Here is a 20,878-nt window from a genome sequence, read left to right on the forward strand (position 1 = left end):
CGACTTGCATGTGTTAAGCCTGCCGCCAGCGTTCGTTCTGAGCCAGGATCAAACTCTCAAGTTTAACGTGCTCTTCATCGTTCCGAAGAACTAGAAGAGCATAGATCCCGTCACTAATTACTCTATCCAACTTACGTCGAATTTCCGAACTAGCGACGACGAAAACAATCCATGCCGAAGCACGTCATGTTCGCCGCCGCCGGCGTATCCCTTTCCTAACAAACAATGCATAGAACACACGACCCAGAGGTCGGGACCTTCTTCAAGCGGCGCTTCCGGTGGGTCTCTCGACCCCGCCACCTCAGCGTCTGAGGCGGTTCCGGCGGCCCCGCTCGTCGTCGGGAGCCGGGCTTATATGGGTACCCCCGATGACCGTCAACGGGAAATTTACGAATCCGTAACGTTGACTCGGAATCGCCGAAACGCCCGTCGAACCTATTGTATTGTTGTGCCCAAGAAGCGTTTCCGGCATCAATATGTAGCGACCCGCCGGCGAGCATAGATTTTCCGGACCGGCACCATCCCTAACCCGAGGCCTGGACCTACCGGGCCCGCAATAGGTCAGCGGTCATGACGGATTTCCCCTCTCCGTCGGACCGGCCGAAGAGCCCCCGAACACGGGCTTTTGGGCTGTTCCGGCCTGTCCTCTTCGCAATCGGCGTCATGGGCCTCGCGATGGGAGGGCTCATCCTCAGCCAGCGATCCACCCCCCAGATCGCTTCCTTGCCGCCCACGGCCGAGCCTCCCGCACCCGCCGCCTTGCAACAGGCACAGGCTCCCTCCGTTCCCATGATCCTCGCGGATTCCCAACCCGCGCCCCCCGTGACTGCGGCCGATTTCGGCAGATCGGCCCCGCTCGATCTCCGCGGCTTCCAGATGAAGCCGCCGGAATCGCCCACTGCCGATGCCGAGCCCCCGGCCAGCGACATCTACGAACTCACCTTGCGGCTGGAGAAGGGCGACACGGTCGAGAAGATGCTGGCCGACATCGACGTGGCGGAGGCCGAGCGCAAGCAGGTCGCGGAGAAGCTCCGCTCTCTTCTGAAGAAGCGGCGGCTCGCGGTCGGGGAGACGATCGAGCTCACGATGCAGACGATTCCCGAGCAGCCCGATACACCCCGGGTGCTGGCATTGTCCGTCCGGCCTCAACCCGAGCGGGAGTATATCGTCAGCCGCAAGGACGACGGCACCTACGAGGCCGAGGAGAAAATCTACAAGGTCAGCCCGCGCATCGTGAGGGTCGAGGGCGAGCGCGAGGGCTCACTGCAGCAAAGCGGCATCAAGGCCGGTGCCCCCTCCGCCGCCATGGTCGAGTTCGTACGCGCGCTCTCCTACGACGTCGATTTCCAGCGTGAGTTGAAGCAGGGGCAGAAGTTCACGGTGCTGCTGGAACAGCTGGTGACGAGCGACGGCAAGGTCACCCATCCCGGACGCCTGCTGGCGGGCGAGCTTCGTCTGATGAAGCGCACGGTCGTCGTCATGCGCTATCGCCCGCAGGGTGGCGCCGATGGCTTCTTCAACCCGAAAGGCGAGAGCGTCGTGCGGTCGTTCCTGCGCACGCCGATGGATGCCTCGCGCATCACCTCGCGCTTCGGCATGCGTGAGCATCCGATCCTGGGCTTCAGCGCATTGCATGCCGGCGTGGATTTTGCCGCTCCCCCGGGCACGCCGATCCTTGCCGCCGGCAACGGCAAGGTCGTTTCGGCCGGACCCAACGGCGGCTACGGTCTCTACGTGAAGTTGCAGCACACCCAGGATGTGGCGACCGCCTATGCCCATATGTCGCGCGTCGGACCGGGCATCAAGCCGGGCGTCCAGGTGCGCCAGGGCCAGGTGATCGGCTTCGTCGGATCGACCGGCATGTCGACCGGCCCGCACCTCCACTACGAGTTCCTGAAGGCCGGCAAGCACGTCAATCCGCTCACCCAGAAGTTCGCCATGCGCGGCACGGTGGGCGGCAAGGACGCGGCGCGCTTCCACGCGCTGGCAAAGCAGTATCTTGCCCAACTGAAGAGCGCGCCGGTGGCTGGCGAGCCGGCGAAACCCGCTGATACCAAGCCCGCACCAAAGAAAACGGCGCAGGCTCCGAAGGAACCCGCGCCGTCACTGGTCGCCAGGAACAACTAGCGTTCGTCAGTCTGCAGCGTCGCTCATCACGCGCTCGCCGCCGACCGTCAGCTCTCCGTTCTCGACGCCGACCTCGACGGTGTCGCCGTCGTGGATCCTGCCTTCGAGAAGCTGCGTCGCCAGCGGATTCTGCAGGCTGCGCTGGATCACCCGCTTCAGCGGCCGCGCCCCGTAGACCGGGTCGTAACCGCGATTGGCCAGCCACTGCAGCGCCTTGCCGTCGATCTTCAGCTCGATCTTGCGATCGGCCAGCAGCTTCAGCAGCTTCTGCATCTGCACTTCGACGATGTCCGTCATGTGCGCCCGGCTCAGCCGGTTGAACAGCAGGATCTCGTCGAGACGGTTCAGGAACTCCGGACGGAACGCCCGGCGCACCTCTTCCATGACCTGCTCGCGCACCGACTCGGTGGACTCACCGTCCTTCAGGGCGGCCAGATGCGAACTGCCAAGGTTGGACGTCAGGATGATCAACGTGTTCTTGAAGTCGACCGTGCGGCCCTGCCCATCGGTCAGGCGACCGTCGTCCAGCACCTGCAGCAGCACGTTGAACACATCCGGATGCGCCTTCTCGACCTCGTCGAACAGGATCACCTGGTAGGGCCGCCGACGCACCGCCTCGGTGAGCACACCGCCCTCGTCGTATCCGACATAGCCCGGGGGCGCGCCGATCAGCCGGCTCACGGAGTGCTTCTCCATGAACTCGCTCATGTCGATGCGCACCATGGCGTTGTCGTCGTCGAACAGGAATGCCGCGATCGCCTTGGTGAGCTCGGTCTTGCCGACACCCGTCGGACCCAGGAACAGGAACGAACCGATCGGACGGTTCGGGTCCTGCAGGCCCGCGCGGGCGCGACGCACCGCATTCGCCACCGCGACGACGGCCTCGTCCTGGCCGATCACCCGCTTGTGGATCTCCTCCTCCATGCGCAGGAGCTTGGAGCGCTCGCCTTCCAGCATCTTGTCGACGGGCACGCCGGTCCACCGCGACACGACGGCCGCGATGTCCTCGGGCATGACCTCTTCCTTGACGCCCTTGCCGCCGGCGACCTCATGGGTCTCGGCTTCCTTGAGCTTCTTCTCAAGGTCGGGGATGACGCCGTAGGCCAGCTCGCCCGCCTTGGCGAGTTCGCCGCGGCGCTGCGCGATGTCGAGCTCGGAGCGCGCCTTGTCGAGCTGCTCCTTCACCTTCTGGGAATCGGCCAGCTTATCCTTCGCCGAAGTCCACTGCGCCGTCAGCGCCGCCGACTTCTGCTCGAGCTCGGACAATTCCTTCTCGAGGCGCTCGAGACGGTCACGCGACGCCTGGTCGCTTTCCTTCTTGAGCGCTTCCTTCTCGATCTTGAGCTGCATGATGCGCCGGTCGAGTTCGTCCAGCGCCTCGGGCTTGCTGTCGACCTGCATGCGGATGCGGCTGGCCGCCTCGTCCATCAGGTCGATCGCCTTGTCCGGCAGGAACCGGTCGGCGATGTAGCGGTTGGACAGGGTCGCCGCGGCCACGATCGAGGAGTCCGCGATCCGGACGCCGTGATGCAGCTCGTACTTCTCCTTCAGGCCACGCAGGATCGAGATCGTGTCCTCGACCGTCGGCTCGGCCACGAAGACGGGCTGGAAGCGCCGCGCGAGAGCGGCATCCTTCTCGATGTGCTTGCGGTACTCGTCGAGCGTCGTGGCGCCCACGCAATGCAGCTCGCCGCGCGCCAGGGCGGGCTTCAGCATGTTGGAGGCATCCATCGCACCGTCGGCCTTGCCGGCGCCGATCAGCGTGTGCAGCTCGTCGATGAAGACGATGATCTCGCCTTCCGCCGACGAGATCTCCGACAGCACGGCCTTCAGGCGCTCCTCGAACTCGCCGCGGAACTTGGCGCCCGCGACCATCGAGCCGAGGTCGAGCGACATCAGCTTCTTGTTCTTGAGCGATTCCGGCACGTCGTCGTTGACGATGCGCAGCGCGAGGCCCTCGGCGATGGCCGTCTTGCCGACGCCCGGCTCGCCGATCAGCACCGGATTGTTCTTGGTGCGGCGGCTCAGAACCTGGATGGTGCGGCGGATTTCCTCGTCGCGACCGATCACCGGGTCGAGCTTGCCGTCGCGCGCCGCCTGCGTGAGGTCGCGCGCATATTTCTTCAGCGCGTCGTAGCTGTCCTCGGCAGAAGCCGAGTCGGCCGTCCGGCCCTTACGCAGCTCCTGCACGGCCTTTTCGAGGGCCTGCGCCTTCACGCCGCCCGCGGCCAGCGCCTCGGCGGCCGGCGTGCCCTTGGCGAGCACCAGCGCGATCAGCATGCGCTCGACCGTGACGAAGGAGTCGCCCGCCTTCTCGGCGATCGCCTCGGCCTGCTCGAACAGGCGCGCGGTTTCCGGTGCGAGATAAATCTGCCCGGCACCCTGGCCTTCGACCTTGGGCTGCTTGGCGAGGTTGGCCTCCACGGCGCGATAGACCGCGCGCGAATCGCCACCCGCCGAGCCGATCAGATTGGCCGCGAGGCCTTCCGGATCGTCGAGCAGGACCTTGAGAATATGGTCGGGAATAAGCCGCTGGTGGCCTTCACGCAGCGCCATCATCTGGGCGCTCTGGAGGAAGCCCCGCATGCGCTCGGTGTATTTTTCCTGGTTCATCACTAACCCTTTCCTTTACGCCCCCGTCGAGCGGCGGGCGGAAGAGCGGACCCTCGAAAGATGAAGCATCCTGCAGGCGATATGGGATCGGATTGGCCGGCTGCAAGACCTCATCACCCGTACGGCTTTCGCCGAAATCAGGCCTGAGCTAGAACGCCGGTCCTTACTACCGCGGAGCTAAGAATGTCAGGCGGACACGGCCACGTCGAAGGTTCGAACAAGAAGATCGCACTCTTGGTTGCCATCCTGGCGGCGTTGCTCGCGGTCTCGGAAATGGGCGGCAAGAGTTCACAGACCAACTCCCTGGCCAGCCACATCGACGCGTCGAACCTGTGGTCCTTCTTCCAGTCCAAGACCATCCGGCAGACGACCCTGCGCACCGCCGCCGAGGAGGTCGAGGCCGCCTACAAGGACGGGCCGGCGCCGATGCCGTCGGCGCTGCAGGCCCAAGCCGAGCGCTGGCGCCAGACGGCGCAGCGCTACGATACCGAGCCGGAGACCGGGGAAGGCCGCAAGGAGCTGGCGGCCCGTGCCAAGGTCAAGGAGACACAGCGCGACCGCTCGCTCTCCGCCTATCACATGTTCGAATATGGCTCGGCCTGCTTCCAGCTCGCGATCGTGCTGGCAGGCGCCGCCGCCCTCACCTCGGTGATCTGGCTCACCTTCCTGTCGATCGGCCTCGGCGCGCTGGGTTTCGCCTTCACGGTCCTGGCTTTCGTCGCCCCGACGCTGATCCACCTGTAGGGGCCAACGAAAACGCCCGCAGGCGACGACCTGCGGGCGATTTAGGACGCTGGAGCGGGATCAGCCGATCAGGCGCGCCGACCGGTCGCAGGCACGAATTCCGGAACCTCGGGCTGCTCCTCGGCCGACGGGTCGCTGCTCACCGGCGCAGAGCGCCCCGCCTGCAGAAAAGCCACCCCGTTGAGGCCCGGCTCGTCCTCGCTACGATCCTGCTCGCGGTCGCGGTCGCGATCCCGGTCGCGATCGTTCTGGCGGCGATCGCTCTGCCGATTACCGCCGCCCTGCCGATGCTCGCCCTGGCGTGCCTCGGACGGACGATGCTCAGAGGAACGCTGCTCGGCGGGGCCTTGCTCGCCACGCTCGCCGGACGAGGCATCGCCTCCTTCGGCCGCCTGCGCACCGCCCTGTCCCTGATGGGACATGCCGGGCTGCTGGCCCTGCTGACCGGGCTGGCCCGGCTGCGGACCGTCCTCACCGCCTTCCCAGCCCTGATTGCGCGGCACGAAGCCGCCCATGGACTGGATCACGCGGTAATAATGGTCGGCGTACTGGTAATAGGCTTCGGCGAGAATGCGATCGCCGGAAGAGGCCGCCTCACGGGCCAGCGACTGATACTTGTCGAAAACCTGGTGGGCATTGCCGCGGACCCGAACGTCGGGGCCGCTGCTGTCGAAAATCTGGTTTCGATTGGGCGGGCGGTTAGGGTTGTGGTGCTGGGGCTTGTGATGGTGGTTGTTGCCACCGCCGCCGCCACCGCCGCCACTGCGACCGCCGCGCGACCGCTGACGATTGTTTGGTCTCATTAACCTAGGGCCAGTTACACGCCGGACGGATGTTGTTGTTAGTTCCCCTCTGCCCTTCCCGGGCGCCGTCACGGCTGAATTCAGGGGCTTTGGTGTCCGCCGCCACAGACCGGTCGGACCAATGTCCCCCAAGGGGTAGTGAGAACCTAGTCTCATTCCCTTGGGTTGCCAACCTCTTAATGCTGGGCCGGCACGACCCGGTCGACGCCCCCCAGATCCTGCCGGGGAGACCGCGGGGAGAAGCCTGCCGCCGCAAAAAGCGCGGCGATATCAGCCGCTTGTCCCTCGCCACCCTCGACGACCGCCCAGCCGCCGGCAGTGACCAGCCGGGGTGCGGCCGCCGCGATGATGCGATACGCCGCAAGCCCATCGGCGCCGCCGTCGAGCGCCAGCCTCGGCTCGTGGGCGGACACTTCCGGCATCAGCCCCTCGACGGCGGCACTCTCGATATAGGGCGGGTTCGACACCAGCAGATCGAAAGGCCCCTCCAGCGACGACGTCCAGCCTTCCTGCCGCCAGTCCGCCGCCCGCAGGCGCGCCCGGGACGCCACGCCGAGCGTCTCTGCATTGGCCCGCGCGACGGCCAGCGCCGCCTCGGAGGCGTCGATCCCGACGCCGGTCGCCTGCGGATACTCCCGCAGCAAGGTGAGGAGCAGGCAGCCCGATCCGAGGCCGAGGTCGAGGATTCGCAGCTTGCGACTGCGGTCGGGCAGCAGGTCGAGGACCGTCTCGATCACCGTCTCACTGTCGGGGCGGGGAATCAGGACCGCCGGCGAGACCGTGAACGGCAGCCCCCAGAATTCGCGTTCGCCCAGGATGTAGGCCATCGGCTCGCGCCGCACGCGCCGCGCCGTGAGCTCGCGCAAGAGGGTCGCCACCGCTGCCGGCGCCGCGTCCGGGCCGCGGGCGATCAGTTGCTCGATCGTCAGCCCGGCCGCGCGGCTGAGCAGAAGCCGCGCCTCGAAGCGGACATTGTCGATTCCGGCCGCCGTCAGGGCGACGGCGGTATCGCGCAGCAGGGCATCGTAGGAGGCGTTCTCCGCCACCGGTCAGGCCGCGAGCTCCGCCAGGCGCGAGGCTTCGTCTTCGGCGGTCAGGGCATCGATGATCGCGTCCAGCCCGCGCCCGTCCAGGACCTCGGCGAGATTGTAGAGGGTGAGGTTGATCCGGTGATCGGTCACCCGGCTCTGCGGAAAATTGTAGGTGCGGATGCGCTCGCTGCGGTCGCCGCTGCCGACCTGCCCCTTGCGGTCGGCAGACCGCAGATCGTCGAGCCGCTGGCGCTCGGCATCGTAAAGACGGGCGCGCAGGATCTTCATCGCCTTGGCCCGGTTCTTGTGCTGGCTCTTCTCGTCCTGCTGGCTGACCACCACCCCGGTCGGAAGATGGGTGATCCGGACGGCCGAATCGGTCGTGTTGACCGACTGGCCACCCGGCCCCGAGGCACGGAACACGTCGATGCGCAGGTCCTTCTCGTCGATCTTGATGTCGACCTCCTCTGCTTCCGGCAGCACCGCGACCGTCGCGGCGGAGGTGTGAATGCGGCCCTGGGCCTCGGTCGCCGGGACACGCTGCACGCGATGCACGCCGGACTCGAACTTGAGGCGTGCGAACACGCTGCGGCCGGTCACTGTGGCGACTGCCTCGCGGTAACCGCCGATGCCGGTGTCCGACAGCTCCATGACTTCGAACTTCCAGCCCTTTTCGGCGGCATAGCGCTGGTACATGCGGAACAGGTCGGCGGCGAAAAGCGCCGCCTCGTCGCCGCCGGTGCCGGCGCGGATTTCCAGGATGGCGTTCTTCTCGTCCGCCGCATCCTTGGGCAGCAGCATCCGCTTCACGGTGCGCTCGAGCTCGGGCAGGCGCTTGCGGATCTCCGCCGCCTCCTCCTCCGCCATCGCCTTCATGTCGGGATCGGAGGCCATCGCCTCGGCATCCTTCAAATCGCGCTCGGCCTTGTGCCATTCGTTGACCGCGTCGACGAGCGGGCCGAGGTCGGCATATTCCTTCGAGGCCGCGACGAACTTCTGCGAATCGAGCGTACCGGCGGACAGTGCCGCCTGCAGCTCGGCATGCCGCGTCACGACCTGGTTGAGTTTCAATAACAGCGACATCTCAGACCTTCAGGGCTTCAGCAAGGCTCTCGAATGACACTTCGCGCTGCGCGCCGCTGTCGAGATCCTTGAGCTGGGCCACGCCCTTGGCCAGCTCGTCGTCGCCGATGATCAGTGCGGCGCGGGCATTGAGCTTGTTGGCCCTCTGCATGCGTCGCTTCATGTTGCCGCGATAGTCCTGCTCGACGGCGATACCCTGCTTGCGCAGGCTGCGCGCGATGCCCAGGGCCTTTGCCTCGGCCGCCGCGCCCAGAGGCGCAATGACGACGGGTCGCGGCAGGGGCTTCGGTTCGTCGGCCAGCATCATCAGCCGCTCGATGCCACCCGCCCAGCCGATGCCGGCCGTCGGCGGCCCACCCAGCTCGGCGATCAGCCCGTCGTAGCGACCGCCGCCCAGCACGGTGCCCTGGGCGCCGAGATGCGTGGTCACGAACTCGAAGGCGGTGTGGGTATAGTAGTCGAGGCCGCGCACCAGCGCCGGATCGACCTCGAAGGCGATGCCGGCGGCCGTGAGCCCGTCCTGCACCGACTTGAAGAAGTCGCGGCTGGCCCCGTTCAGGTGATCGCTGAAGCTCGGGGCACCGGCGTTGATCGCCTTGTCGCCCTCGTCCTTGCTGTCGAGGATGCGCAGCGGATTGCGCGCCAGCCGATTGCGCGAATCCTCGGAGAGCTTGTCCACGTGACCTGAATAGTAGTCGGTCAGGACCTTGCGATAGCCCGCCCGGCTCTCCGGGTCGCCGAGCGAATTGATCTTGAGCACGCAGCGGTCGAGGATCGTCAGCCTGTCGAGGATGTCAGCCGCGACGGAAATCACTTCGATGTCGGCCCCCGGCTCGGGCGCGCCCAGCACTTCGAGATCGATCTGGTGAAACTGGCGCTGCCGTCCCTTCTGAGGACGCTCGTAGCGGAACATCGGGCCCGCGGCGAAGACCTTGAGCGGCAGATGCTGCGCCAGCTCGCCGTTCGACACGAAGGCGCGGCAGATGCCGGCCGTGTACTCCGGCCGCAGGGTCAGCGATTCGTCGCCGCGATCCTTGAAGGTGTACATCTCCTTCGACACCACGTCGGTCGTCTCGCCGATGCCGCGGGCGAACAGCTCGGTGAATTCGAAGATCGGCGTCGCCATCTCGCGATAGCCGTAGAGGCGCGCCACGTCGCGCGCGGTGTCGACGACATGCGCGAAGCGCCGGTAGTCGTCAGGGAGGATATCGTGCGTGCCACGCACGGGTTGCATCTTGCTCACGGAGAATCGCCTCGAAAGATCGTCGGGAAAGGAAGGGCCTGGGACTGCTACTCGGCAGCGGCGCGATGTCGCTCGGCTTCTTCCGCCTTGGCAGCCTCGATCTCGGCCGCCTTCTTCTCGATCAGCCCGACCAGATGGTCGACGACGTTGCCGTCCTTCAGCCGATGATGCGGAACGCCGGCGATATAGACTTGGTGGGTATTGGAGCCGCCACCGGTGAAGCCGATGTCGGTTTCCCGCGCCTCGCCGGGTCCGTTCACGACGCAGCCGATCACCGACACCGTCATCGGCGTGGTGATGTGGGCGACACGCTTCTCCAGCGCCTCGACGGTGCGGATGACGTCGTACTGCTGACGCGCGCAGGACGGGCAGGAAATGACGTTCACGCCGCGATGCCGCAGGTTCAACGCCTTCAGCATCTCGAAGCCGACGCGGACTTCTTCCTCGGGCTCGGCCGAGAGCGAGACCCGGATCGTGTCGCCGATGCCGGCCCACAGGAGCGAACCCATGCCGATCGACGACTTCACCGTGCCGGTGCGCGTGCCGCCCGCCTCGGTGACGCCGACATGCAGCGGGTAGTCGCAGGCGTCGGCGAGCTGCTGGTAGGCGGCGACCGCCAGGAAGACGTCGGACGCCTTCACGCTGATCTTGAATTCGTGGAAGTCGTGGTCCTGCAGGATGCGCGCATGGTCGAGCGCGCTCTCGACCATCGCCTCCGGGCAGGGCTCGCCGTACTTCTCCAGCAGGTCCTTCTCCAGCGAACCGGCATTGACGCCGATGCGCATGGAACAGCCGTGGTCCTTGGCAGCCCTGACGACCTCGCGCACCCGCTCGGCGCTGCCGATGTTTCCCGGGTTGATGCGCAGGCAGGCGGCGCCCGCCTCGGCCGCCTCGATGGCGCGCTTATAGTGAAAGTGGATGTCGGCCACGATCGGGACCTTCGCGGCCCGCACGATCCTGGGCAGCGCCGCCGTCGACTCCTCGTCGGGGCAGGACACACGGATGATGTCCACACCCACCTCTTCGCAGCGGCGGATCTGGGCGATGGTCGCCTCGGCGTCCGCGGTCAGCGTGTTGGTCATGGTCTGCACGGTGATCGGCGAATCGCCGCCCACCGGCACGGACCCGACCATCACGCGCCGCGACTTGCGGCGCTGTATGTCGCGGTACGGTCTGATGCTCATGGGGACAATGTAGCGGCGGCGCCCCGCCTCCGCCAGCCGGAGGCCGCTACAAAGGCGCGACGCGGATTATCGGGCCTCGGTGATGCGGTAGGCGATGCCCGCGGGAACGACATAGCTTTCGCCGGCGCGGACGTAGGTCTGCGTCAGCACGTCTCCATTGGGAGCACGAAGCTCGACCCAGCTGTTGCTCTTCACGCTGATCGGCGTGTTGACGCGGACCGGAATCGGCGGCGGCAGGGCAGGCGTCGCCTCGGCCGGACGGGCGGTGGCTTCCTCGACGGGAGCGCGCGGCTGGTCGATCCGCGGCGGGTCGATGGGGGCGGGCGGCTGCGCGGCCTGCGCTTGGCCGATCGACGGCACGGCCATCACGACCGGCGGCGGCGCAGGAACGGCGACCACGACCGGCGGCGGCGCCAGCGTCGCAGCGGGAGCGCTGCTGTCCTGCCGCTGGGCGGGCCAGACCTGCGCGGGCAGCGAACCACCGAGGGTGCGCGTGTCCGGTGCAGGGCGAGACGGCAATTGAGCAACGAACGGGTTGGGCGCGGCGGCCGGCGGGCTCGGCCGCTCGGAGAGCAGACGATCCGGCACGGGCGGAACCTTCTGCGCAACGACGGCCTGATCGCGGGGCATGTAGTTCCACACGCCATACCCCGCCCCGACGACGAGCAGAACGGTGAGAACCGCGAGACCGATCGGCGCGCGCCGCTCCATCACCGGGAAATTCGCCGGCAGCGTTACGGGACGCTTGATCGGCACGGCACCGGACAGCTGGTAGGCGGTCATGACCTTCTCGGCGTCGAGACCGAGATGGGTTGCGTAAGCCCGCAGGAAGGCGGGAATGTAAGCGGCGCCGGGGAGCTGGTCGTAGCGACCATCCTCGATCGCTTCGAGATGAGAACGCCGGATCCGAATGCTCTTCTCGATTTGAGTCAGGTCCAGACCGCGTGCCTCGCGTTGATCGCGTAGGAGTCGACCGACCGCTTGGCCCGGTCCGGCCTCGCGCTCAATCGCCCGCCAGTCAACCTGATCCGGCATTGAAATTCCCTGCTTGTCCCCTCGTCGCGACTCTTAGCAGAGGCCCCATGACAGGGCAAAAGCGATTCGACTTTCCGCTGTTAAATTTCGATGGAGTGATCGGCGGCGAAGAGACGCAACGTCTCACGCAACGGGCGATCGGGTTGCGTAAGCGCAGTTGTCATGAAACCTGCCGCGTCGTTGAGATCGAGCGAACGGATCATCGCCTTCACCGGGCCGATCGCGCCCGGCGACATCGAGAGAGAGCGTATGCCGATCGAGAGTAAGGCCAGTGCCTCGACCGGCCGGCCGGCCATCTCTCCGCACACGGCAACGTCCACACCGGCAGGACGCACTTTGTTCACTACAAAATGTAGCAGTCGAAGGAGCGCCGGCGACAAGCTGTCGTAACGACCGGCGAGACGTGTGTTGCCACGATCGGCGGCGTAGAGAAACTGCAGGAGATCGTTTGTGCCGATCGAAATGAAATCGACATGTGGCATCAGACTGTCGAGCTGCCACGCCAGCGCAGGCACCTCGAACATGACGCCGACACGCAAGCTCTCGGGCACCGGCTGACCACGCCTGCGCGAACGATCGAGTTCGAGATCGAGAAGATGACGTGCCCGTAGCAATTCGGTGACCTCGGCGATCATGGGGAACATGACCGACAGGGGACGTCCGTTGGCAGCGAGAATCATCGCGCGCAGCTGACGGCGCAGCATCGCCGGACGATCGAGCCCGATGCGGATGGCGCGCCAGCCCATTGCGGGATTCTCGTCACCGAAGGCACCGATATAAGGGAGGACCTTGTCGCCGCCGACATCGAGTGTACGAAAAACCACGGGCCGCCCATCCGCCAGGTCGAGCACGCGTCCGTAGAGCCAGGCCTGTGCGTCGACGTCGGGAAACTCCGAACGCACCATGAACGGAATCTCTGTCCGATAGAGGCCGACGCCATCGGCGCCCGTATCGTCGAGATGCTGCATGTCGATCAGCAGGCCGGCATTCATGTTGAGCGAGATGCGCGCCTGGTCGCGCGTTGCTGGCGGGAAGTCGCGCAGGGCCGCGTATTTGCGACGGCGCTCGGCGCGCGCGTCGAGTGCGAGATGGACCGTCTGGAGAATGTCCTCGGCCGGTCGCACGAGGACCTGGGCATTGTCGCCGTCGACCACGATCGGATCGCCCGCCTCGACCCTCGCCAGCACATTCGGCGCGCGACCGACCACCGGAATGTCGAGGGCGCGCGCCACGATCGCCACGTGGCTGAGCGCCGAGCCTTCCTCCAGCACGACACCGCGCAGACGGTTGCGGTCGTAATCGAGCAGCTCGGCCGGCCCCATGTCGCGGGCGACCACGATCATGTCGTCCGGCAAGGTGCTGGGATCGGTCGCGACGCGACCGGTCAGCCGCAGCAGCAACCGGTTGCTGAGATCCTGCAGATCGCTCAGCCGCTCACGGATATAGGGATCGGTCGACTGGCCGAGGCGGGTGCGGACATCGTCGAAGGCGCGCTGGACGCCGGCCTCGGCAGTGAGGCCGGAGCCGATGGCCTCACGCACCCTCTCTGCCCAGCCGCGATCGTCGACGAACATGCGGAAGGTCTCGAGAATTTCGCGCTGCTCGCCCGACTGCATGTCGTGCGCTTCGAGCATGCGATCGACGTCCTCGCGGACGCCGCGTAGTGCCTCGAGGAAGCGGATCTGCTCCTGTTCGACATCTTCCGCGACGACACGCTGAATGACGATTCGGGGTTCATGCAGCACGGCGCGGCCGATCGCGACGCCGGGCGTGAGTTGCACGCCGTCGACGCGCAACGGCAGCAGACCGATGCCATCGACCTGCTGGACCTCGTTGGGACTGACGACGTGGCTGGCCGAGACCAGTTCCGCCAGCACCATGGCGATGGTCTGCAGAGTCTCGACCTCTTCCTCGTCGTACTGTCGACGGGTGCGATTCTGCACGACCAGGACGCCCAGCACCCGGCCGGCGCGCACGATCGGCACACCCGCCAGCGAGTGATAGATTTCCTCACCAGTCTCGGGGCGGTAGGCGAATTGTGGATGATGCTGGGCGTCGTCGAGCGCCAGCGGCCTTCCGTGGGCGGCGATGTCGCCGACCAGGCCCTCGCCGACCCGCAGGCGCGTCGTGTGGACGGCCGAAGGATTGAGGCCCTGGGTTGCGAACAGTTCCAGCACTTCGCCCGCGCGCAGCAGGTAGATCGAGCAGACCTCGGCCACCATTTCGTTGGCGACCAGGCGCACGACCTCGCCCAGCGTCACTTCGACGGACTCGGCACGCGCCATCGTGTCCCGGAGCCGCTTGAGGAGCATTCGCGGTCCGGCCAGGGGAGTCGATCTCTCCATGGTCAGACCGCTAGATGCTTGAGTCGAATGACGACAAAGCTGCGGTCGATGACGCAGGCGCAAACTCGCCAGGCCGCGGCCGCCGAATTGCTCGGTCGGGCGTTGCAGCAAGACATCTGAGCGAGCGCGGCGTCCATGCGCCGCTTATAGCAAGACCCGCGCCGGACTGCCTACCGGCTAATTCGCAGAGTCCAGCCGCGAATTAGGGGCGTTCCAATACCCTGCCGGGACGCTCAGGCGGCATCCAACTCATAGGCCGTGTGAAGCGCCCGCACCGCCAGTTCTGTGTATTCGGCAGCCACCAGCACGCTGATCTTGATCTCCGACGTGGAGATGACCTGGATGTTTATGCCCTTGGCGGCAAGGGTTTCGAACATCTTGAGCGCGACGCCGGCATGGCTGCGCATGCCGACGCCGATCACCGAGACCTTGGAGACGTTGAGGTCGGACTTGACCTCGGCGAACTTCAGCTCCTCCTTCGCGCGCTCGAGCTGCTGCACCGCACGCGCCAGGTCGGGCTTGGGCACCGTGAAGGTCATGTCGGTCGAGCTGCCGTCGACCGAGACGTTCTGCACGATCATGTCGACGTTGATGTTCGCCGCGGCCAGCGGGCCGAAGATGGCGGCCGCGACGCCGGGCCGGTCGGGCACCTGGGTCACGGTGATCTTCGCCTCGTCCTTGGCGAAGGCGATGCCGCTCACGACGGACTTCTCGAGGCCCTGGGCCATGATCTCTTCCTCGTCCACAACCAGAGTTCCGGGCAGGTCGCTGCCGAGCGCCTCGTCGAACGACGACAGCACCTGCACGCGCACATGATGGTTCATCGCCAGCTCGACCGAGCGCGTCTGCAGCACCTTCGAGCCGAGCGACGCCATTTCGAGCATTTCCTCGTAGGTCACGCGGTCGATCTTCTGGGCCTTCTCGACGATGCGCGGATCGGTCGTATAGACGCCGTCGACGTCGGTGTAGATGTCGCAGCGATCGGCCTTGAGCGCCGCCGCCAGCGCCACCGCGGACGTATCGGACCCGCCACGCCCCAGCGTCGTGATGCGGCCTTCCGGCGAAATGCCCTGGAATCCCGGCACCACAGGAACCTCGCCCGCCGCCATGGTCCTCGCCATCTCGACCGTGTCGATCTCGACGATCCGTGCCTTTGCGTAGGCGTCGTCCGTCTTGATCGGCAGCTGCCAACCGACCCAGGAACGCGACTTGACCCCTTCCTGCTGCAGCGCCATCGCCAGCAGGCCGATCGTGACCTGCTCGCCCGTCGCCACCACGACGTCGTATTCGCGCGGATCGTGCAGAGGGGAGATCTCGTTCACCCACTTGACGAGCTGGTTGGTGGCGCCGGACATGGCCGAGACAACGACCGCGACCTCATTGCCGCGCGCGACTTCGGCCTTCACCTTGCGCGCGACGTTCTTGATTCGATCCGTGTCGCCGACCGATGTGCCGCCAAATTTCAGTACGATGCGCGCCATGAACCCACTCGAAGGGCAAGCCCCTGCCCGGAAAGCGGGCTATAGACACCGATGCTGCCATATGGGTCAAGAGAACCATGGTTGAAACCGCGCATATCCCCCTCGTCGGAACGGTCGATCCCGCCGACGTCGAACGCTTTTCCCGCATCGCAGACGAGTGGTGGGACCCCACCGGCAAGTTCGCCCCCCTGCACCGGCTGAACCCGGTACGGATCGGCTATGTCCGCGACCGGGTCGCCGCCCACTGGCAGCGCGATCCCCTGGGCGGCGATCCGATGCAGGGCCTCTCGCTGCTCGACATCGGCTGCGGCGGCGGGCTGCTCAGCGAGCCGATGACCCGCCTCGGCGCCTCGGTAACGGGCGTGGACGCCTCCGAGCGCAATATCGCCGTGGCGGGGCTTCATGCCGAAAGTGTGGGACTGGACATCGACTACCGCCAGGGTACCGCTGAAGCGCTGGCCGAAAGCGGCGCGCAATTCGACGTCGTGCTGGCCCTCGAGATCGTCGAGCACGTGGCCGATGTCGATCTGTTCCTGCGGTCCTGCGGTCGCATGGTGAAGCCCGGCGGACTGCTCTTCCTGTCGACGCTCAACCGCACCGCAAAAGCCTGGGCGCTCGCCATCGCCGGCGCGGAATATGTGCTGGGCTGGCTGCCCCGCGGCACCCACGACTGGAAGAAGTTCCTCAAACCGTCCGAGGTGGCGCGCGGCCTGCGCGCCGGTGGCATCGAAACCCAGGAGATCGTCGGCGTCGTCTACGCCCCGCTCAGCCGCAAATGGTCGCTCAATCGGAACGACCTCGACGTGAACTACATGCTGTACGGGGTGGCGGGGCCGAAATAGCGATCCGGCGACCGGATCAGTTGCCGCGCGGGATCCAGGGAAGGCGGCCGAACTCGATACCTTCCTCGGCCAGGGCCTCGGCTTCCTCGTCGCTGGTCTCGCCGTAAATGCCGCGCTTGTCGCTCTCGCCATAGTGAATCTTGCGGGCCTCGTCGGCGAACTTGTCGCCGACATGCTCGCAGTTCTTCTCGACCTCGGCGCGGACCGCGAGAAGGGCCTCGCGCAGTTCCTTGGGCATGTGTCGGGCGAGCGCCGCCATCTGCTGCTGTTGCTCAGGGGACGGCGCGGCGGGCGTCTCCGCGCCAGAAGCTTCGACGGCCACCGGGAGCGTGGCGTCCTTGCCCTTCTTGCCGATGCGGGGCGCCATCAGGGCACGCTCGACCTTGTCCGTGCCGCACACGGCACAGCCGATCAGGGATTTCTTCTCCTGACGTTCATAGGTCTTGCTGTCCTTGAACCAGCTGTCGAACTCGTGGCCATTGGCGCAGCGCAAGCGATACAAAATCATGACAAGTCGAAAAATGGTGGCTTGTCGCGACGGACGCAAGGCCCGATTGTCGCGCCCCCGCCCCTGAGGCCAGCAACAGCAGCCGTCGATGTCCCCGCAACCCTCGAATTTCAAAGCCGCCTTCTGGATGGCCGGCTGGCTCACGGCCATGCTCGTCATGGCGATCGCCGGCCGCGAGACGACGCGCGAACTCGACGTCTTCCAGATCATGGAGATGCGCTCGGTCATCGGCCTCGCCATGCTCTATCCGCTGATCCACCTGGCGGGCGGGTTCGGCAAGCTGAAGACGGCGCGGCCGTGGCAGCAGGTCGGCCGCAACATCGCCCACTACGGCGCGCAATTCGCCTGGTTCAAGGCGCTGACCCTGATCCCGCTGGCCCAGGTCATCTCCATCGAGTTCACCATGCCGATCTGGACCGCGATCCTGGCGGTCGCCTTCCTCGGCGAGCGGATGGGGCTGTGGAAGAACCTCGCGGTGGCGCTCGGGATTGTCGGCGTCATCATCATCGTGCGGCCAGGGACCAATGAGATCGTGCCCGGCCAGATCATCGCGCTGGCGGCCGCCGTCGGCTTCGCCATCTCCGTGACCATGGTGAAGTCGCTCACGCGCAGCGACAGCGTCGTCACCATCCTGTTCTGGATGCTGTTCATCCAGTCGATCATCGGCCTGGTGCCGGCGCTCGACGTGTGGCGCTGGCCCTCGGCCTATGCCTGGGCGTGGATCATCGTCATCGCCTTCTGCGGTACCTTCTCCCACTACTGCCTGACGCGCGCCATGCTGCACGCCGATGCCACCGTCGTCGTACCGATGGATTTCCTGCGCGTTCCGTTGGCCGCCCTCGCCGGCTGGCTGCTCTACGGCGAGCGGCTCGACACGCTGACGATCCTGGGCGCTGCCCTGATCCTGTCGGGCAATCTGCTGAACCTCAAGGGAACGGGAGCGCGCAGGAGATGATCCCTTCCTCCTGGATCGCGACCTGGGCCGGCCTGATACCGCCCGGCGCCCCGATCCTCGATCTCGCAGCCGGCAACGGCCGCCACACCGCCTACTTCGCCAGCCGCGGCCACCGCGTGACCGCGGTCGATCGCGACGTGAGCGCCCTGGTCGCGTCCGACACGGTCGAGGTGGTCGCCGCCGATCTCGAGGATGGCTCCCCCTGGCCGCTGGCCGGCCGCCGCTTCGGCGCGATCGTCGTCACCAACTACCTGCACCGACCACTGTTCCCGGCACTCTTCGCCGCGCTGCAGCCCGGCGGCATCCTGCTCTACGAGACCTTCATGGAAGGCAACGAACGCTTCGGAAAACCGAGCCGGCCGGACTTCCTGCTGAAGGATGGCGAGCTGCTCGACCTCGTGCGCGGGCGCTTCTCGGTGACCGCCTACGAGGCGCGCATGATCAGCCAGCCGAAGATGGCCATGGTGCAGAGGATTGCCGCCCGCCGTCTCTAGAGGCGGGACTCACGCACCGCGCGCGCCGCGCACCAGGCGGCCCGGCAGCGCACCGGTCGCTTCGCCCTGCCGATAGACGATCGCGCCCGACACGATGGTCGCGTCGAAGCCCTCGGTCCGCTGGATCAGGCGCTTTCCGCCGGCCGGCAGGTCGTAGACGATCTCGGGCCGGCGCAGCCGCATATTGTCGTAATCGAGCACGTTGATGTCGGCCTTGCGGCCGACCTTGAGCAGGCCACGGTCGCGCAAGCCGATCTCGGCCGCATTGTCGGCGGTCAGCCGCTTGATGGCCCATGATACCGGCAACAGCGAGCCGCGTCGGCGATCGCGCGTCCAGTGGGTCAGCGTATAGCTGGTGGCCGTCGCGTCGCACATGATGCCGACATGAGCGCCGCCGTCGCCCAGCCCGAGCAGCGTGTTGGGCCGGTCGATCATCTCGCGCACGACGTCGAGATTGCCGGCGACGAAGTTGGTGACCGGCAGATAGAAGATCTGCTTCCCGTCATGCTCGAGCATCAGGTCGTAGGCGACCTCGGCTGCGGGACGGCGCTGCCGTTCGGCCATCGCGGCGATGCTGCGGTCAGCCGTCGGCTCGTAATCCGGCGGATCTCCCAAGGGGAACATGCGATCCCAGCGATCGACCAGCCGGTTGCGCCGGTCGCCTTCGAAGGATTCGCCGAGGACGCGGGCGCGAAACGACGGATCGCGCCACTGCGCCAGACGCTCGGCGAACGGCAAACGCGCAATCCGGTCGACGCTCGGCCGACCCGAGAAAGCGTTCTGCGACAGTTCGAGGCCGAGCAGCACGCTGGTCGGCCGCGACCGGACCTGGGCCGTGATGCGCAGGCCTTCGGCATTGGCCTCGTCGATCTCCGCCATGGTCTCGCGCCAGCCTTCGGGTCGGGCGTTGGACTGCAGCAGCGTGATGGTGACGGGCCGCCCGGATTCCTGCGCCAGGCGGCGGAACAGGCCGATCTCGCCCTCCTGGAAATCCGACACGATCTGCAGCCAGCCGGCATCGGCCCGGCGCATCGCACGGGCAATGGCCGTGAGCTCCGCTTCCTCGGCGCGCAGGGTCGGGATGTGCTTGCCGTCGGCCGAACGGTGATTGAGCGTGCGCGACGTCGAGAAGCCCAGCGCGCCGGCGCGCAGCCCTTCGACGGTGAGTTCGGCCATCCGCTGGCGATCCTGTTCGGTCGCGGGCTCCCGGTCGGCGCCGCGTTGACCCATCACGTAGACGCGCAACGCCGCGTGCGGCACCTGCGTCGCCACATCGGCATCGTAGGACCGCGCGGCGATGGCATCCATGAAATCCGGAAAGCTGTGCCAGTTCCACGGCAGGCCTTCCGACAGCACGACCTCGGGAATGTCCTCGACGCCTTCCATCAGGTTGATCAGCATCGCGTGCTGATCCTCGTGGCAGGGCGCGAAGCCGACGCCGCAATTGCCGAGCACGACCGTGGTCGCGCCGTTCCACGATGACGGCGACAGCCGCTCGCTCCACGTGACCTGCGCATCGTAGTGGGTGTGGACGTCGACGAAGCCCGGCGTCACCAGCCTGCCGCGCGCGTCGATCTCCTCCTCGCCTTTCGCGATGCCGCTGCCGATCGCCGCGATCTTGCCATCTACGATGGACAGGTCGGCCTCATAGGGATCGCCGCCCGAGCCATCGACGATCGTTCCGTTTCGTATCACCAGGCTGGGAGAGGACATCGGGCGCTCCACGGTGGATGAGCGAGAGTGGCGCGATTCGGCCTGGCGGTCGAGCCGCCCGTGCCGCAATTCCCCCATGATGCGACGCAAGAGTTTCGCATGCAGAACGACCAGATCCTGCGGCGATGGCGCCGTGTCGATGAGCCTGGCCTCGAACTCATGGCGCTCTCCCGCAGTCGGTCAGGCATCGACGTGTGCTCGACGGTGATCCATGCCGGCGCCGAAAGCTTCGGCCTCCGTTACCGCTGGGAGCTGGATGCCTCGTGGCAAACCCGAAGACTGCGCATCGACCGAACCGACGCACTCGGAAAGTCGCTTCTGATCGAACGGGCAGGCGACAGGGGTTGGCGCGTCGATGGCGAGGAGCGCCCCGACCTCGCGGCCTGTCACGAGGTCGACGTTTCCGCGACACCCTTCTGCAACAGCCTGGCGATCCGGCGGCTCGGCAATGCGGGCGGCGAACTGCTGGCGCTCTTCTTCGACGCCTCCTCGCTCACCTGCCAGCCGTCACGTCAACGCTACGAGCCGCTCGGTCCGCGCGCGTGGCGTTATGTCGACAAAGGCGTGTCCGACGGCTTCACGGCGCGAATCGATCTCGACGAAGAGGGGTTCGTCGCGAAGTACGAGCATCTGTTCGAGGCTTTTTAGGATTCTGTCGTCCTTCGCTGTGCTCAGGA

The 20,878-nt window shown here is 66.4% G+C and carries 17 protein-coding genes and 1 rRNA gene (1 of these 18 running past the window's edge); 6 read left to right on the forward strand and 12 right to left on the reverse strand.

What is annotated here, in order from left to right; all coding sequences use genetic code 11:
• Window positions 1-64: ribosomal RNA gene (locus ACT6UX_RS07000) — 16S ribosomal RNA — on the reverse strand; it reaches 1,425 nt to the left of the window's first position.
• A 758-nt stretch (window positions 65-822) separates the two neighbouring features.
• On the opposite strand from ACT6UX_RS07000, the gene ACT6UX_RS07005 reads away from it, so the two are divergent.
• Window positions 823-2,127: a peptidoglycan DD-metalloendopeptidase family protein gene (locus tag ACT6UX_RS07005; RefSeq protein WP_444774427.1), complete on the forward strand. Its 1,305-nt coding sequence runs from the start codon at window positions 823-825 to the stop codon at window positions 2,125-2,127.
• 6 nt (window positions 2,128-2,133) lie between these two features.
• Here the strand turns inward: ACT6UX_RS07005 and clpB are convergent, their stop codons facing one another.
• The gene (gene clpB, locus ACT6UX_RS07010) at window positions 2,134-4,740 is read right to left on the reverse strand and encodes an ATP-dependent chaperone ClpB (protein ID WP_444774428.1); all 2,607 of its coding nucleotides are present in this window, start codon (window positions 4,738-4,740) and stop codon (window positions 2,134-2,136) included.
• A 183-nt stretch (window positions 4,741-4,923) separates the two neighbouring features.
• On the opposite strand from clpB, the gene ACT6UX_RS07015 reads away from it, so the two are divergent.
• Window positions 4,924-5,484, forward strand: a complete 561-nt coding sequence (locus ACT6UX_RS07015) for a DUF4337 domain-containing protein (RefSeq protein WP_444774429.1) — start codon at window positions 4,924-4,926, stop codon at window positions 5,482-5,484.
• Window positions 5,485-5,552: 68 nt separating this feature from the next.
• Here ACT6UX_RS07015 and ACT6UX_RS07020 read toward each other — a convergent pair whose 3' ends face one another.
• The 8 genes from ACT6UX_RS07020 to ACT6UX_RS07055 all read right to left on the reverse strand — a co-directional run bounded on the left by ACT6UX_RS07020 (window position 5,553) and on the right by ACT6UX_RS07055 (window position 15,689).
• Window positions 5,553-6,287 (reverse strand): DUF4167 domain-containing protein, encoded by a 735-nt coding sequence (locus ACT6UX_RS07020; RefSeq protein WP_444774430.1) that lies wholly within the window; start codon window positions 6,285-6,287, stop codon window positions 5,553-5,555.
• Window positions 6,288-6,463: 176 nt separating this feature from the next.
• Window positions 6,464-7,333: a peptide chain release factor N(5)-glutamine methyltransferase gene (gene prmC, locus ACT6UX_RS07025; RefSeq protein WP_444774431.1), complete on the reverse strand. Its 870-nt coding sequence runs from the start codon at window positions 7,331-7,333 to the stop codon at window positions 6,464-6,466.
• A gap of 3 nt (window positions 7,334-7,336) precedes the next feature.
• On the reverse strand, window positions 7,337-8,401 hold the full coding sequence (prfA, locus tag ACT6UX_RS07030) for a peptide chain release factor 1 (RefSeq protein WP_444774432.1): 1,065 nt from the start codon (window positions 8,399-8,401) through the stop codon (window positions 7,337-7,339).
• A 1-nt stretch (window position 8,402) separates the two neighbouring features.
• A complete protein-coding gene (gene hisS, locus ACT6UX_RS07035) occupies window positions 8,403-9,635 on the reverse strand; it encodes a histidine--tRNA ligase (RefSeq protein WP_444774708.1) in 1,233 nt (410 codons plus the stop codon).
• Between the two features lie 56 nt (window positions 9,636-9,691).
• Window positions 9,692-10,828, reverse strand: a complete 1,137-nt coding sequence (gene ispG / locus ACT6UX_RS07040) for a flavodoxin-dependent (E)-4-hydroxy-3-methylbut-2-enyl-diphosphate synthase (protein ID WP_444774433.1) — start codon at window positions 10,826-10,828, stop codon at window positions 9,692-9,694.
• Window positions 10,829-10,894: 66 nt separating this feature from the next.
• Window positions 10,895-11,863 (reverse strand): helix-turn-helix domain-containing protein, encoded by a 969-nt coding sequence (locus ACT6UX_RS07045; RefSeq protein WP_444774434.1) that lies wholly within the window; start codon window positions 11,861-11,863, stop codon window positions 10,895-10,897.
• A gap of 80 nt (window positions 11,864-11,943) precedes the next feature.
• A complete protein-coding gene (gene ptsP / locus ACT6UX_RS07050) occupies window positions 11,944-14,175 on the reverse strand; it encodes a phosphoenolpyruvate--protein phosphotransferase (RefSeq protein ID WP_444774435.1) in 2,232 nt (743 codons plus the stop codon).
• 266 nt (window positions 14,176-14,441) lie between these two features.
• Complete coding sequence (locus ACT6UX_RS07055) at window positions 14,442-15,689, reverse strand: aspartate kinase (protein ID WP_444774436.1); 1,248 nt, start codon at window positions 15,687-15,689, stop codon at window positions 14,442-14,444.
• A gap of 77 nt (window positions 15,690-15,766) precedes the next feature.
• Here ACT6UX_RS07055 and ubiG point away from each other — a divergent pair, with 77 nt between their 5' ends.
• Entirely contained in the window at window positions 15,767-16,531 is a 765-nt protein-coding gene (gene ubiG / locus ACT6UX_RS07060) for a bifunctional 2-polyprenyl-6-hydroxyphenol methylase/3-demethylubiquinol 3-O-methyltransferase UbiG (RefSeq protein WP_444774437.1), read from the forward strand.
• Window positions 16,532-16,547: 16 nt separating this feature from the next.
• Here ubiG and ACT6UX_RS07065 read toward each other — a convergent pair whose 3' ends face one another.
• Window positions 16,548-17,039, reverse strand: a complete 492-nt coding sequence (locus ACT6UX_RS07065; protein ID WP_444774438.1) for a DUF1178 family protein — start codon at window positions 17,037-17,039, stop codon at window positions 16,548-16,550.
• An 88-nt stretch (window positions 17,040-17,127) separates the two neighbouring features.
• Between ACT6UX_RS07065 and ACT6UX_RS07070 the strand changes: the two genes are divergently transcribed.
• Both ACT6UX_RS07070 and ACT6UX_RS07075 read left to right on the forward strand, forming a co-directional pair.
• Complete coding sequence (locus ACT6UX_RS07070; RefSeq protein ID WP_444774439.1) at window positions 17,128-17,994, forward strand: DMT family transporter; 867 nt, start codon at window positions 17,128-17,130, stop codon at window positions 17,992-17,994.
• Window positions 17,991-18,488 carry a class I SAM-dependent methyltransferase gene (locus ACT6UX_RS07075; protein WP_444774440.1) on the forward strand — a complete coding sequence of 166 codons (498 nt, stop codon included), beginning with the start codon at window positions 17,991-17,993 and terminating at the stop codon, window positions 18,486-18,488. The genes ACT6UX_RS07070 and ACT6UX_RS07075 overlap by 4 nt, the downstream gene beginning before the upstream one ends.
• A 9-nt stretch (window positions 18,489-18,497) precedes the next feature.
• Here the strand turns inward: ACT6UX_RS07075 and ACT6UX_RS07080 are convergent, their stop codons facing one another.
• Window positions 18,498-20,201 (reverse strand): N-acyl-D-amino-acid deacylase family protein, encoded by a 1,704-nt coding sequence (locus tag ACT6UX_RS07080; protein WP_444774441.1) that lies wholly within the window; start codon window positions 20,199-20,201, stop codon window positions 18,498-18,500.
• Window positions 20,202-20,300: 99 nt separating this feature from the next.
• Here ACT6UX_RS07080 and ACT6UX_RS07085 point away from each other — a divergent pair, with 99 nt between their 5' ends.
• The gene (locus ACT6UX_RS07085) at window positions 20,301-20,849 is read left to right on the forward strand and encodes a putative glycolipid-binding domain-containing protein (RefSeq protein ID WP_444774442.1); all 549 of its coding nucleotides are present in this window, start codon (window positions 20,301-20,303) and stop codon (window positions 20,847-20,849) included.
• The last annotated feature ends 29 nt before the right edge of the window (window positions 20,850-20,878 follow it).

This window comes from Reyranella sp. (genome assembly GCF_052439685.1).
Lineage (GTDB): Bacteria > Pseudomonadota > Alphaproteobacteria > Reyranellales > Reyranellaceae > Reyranella.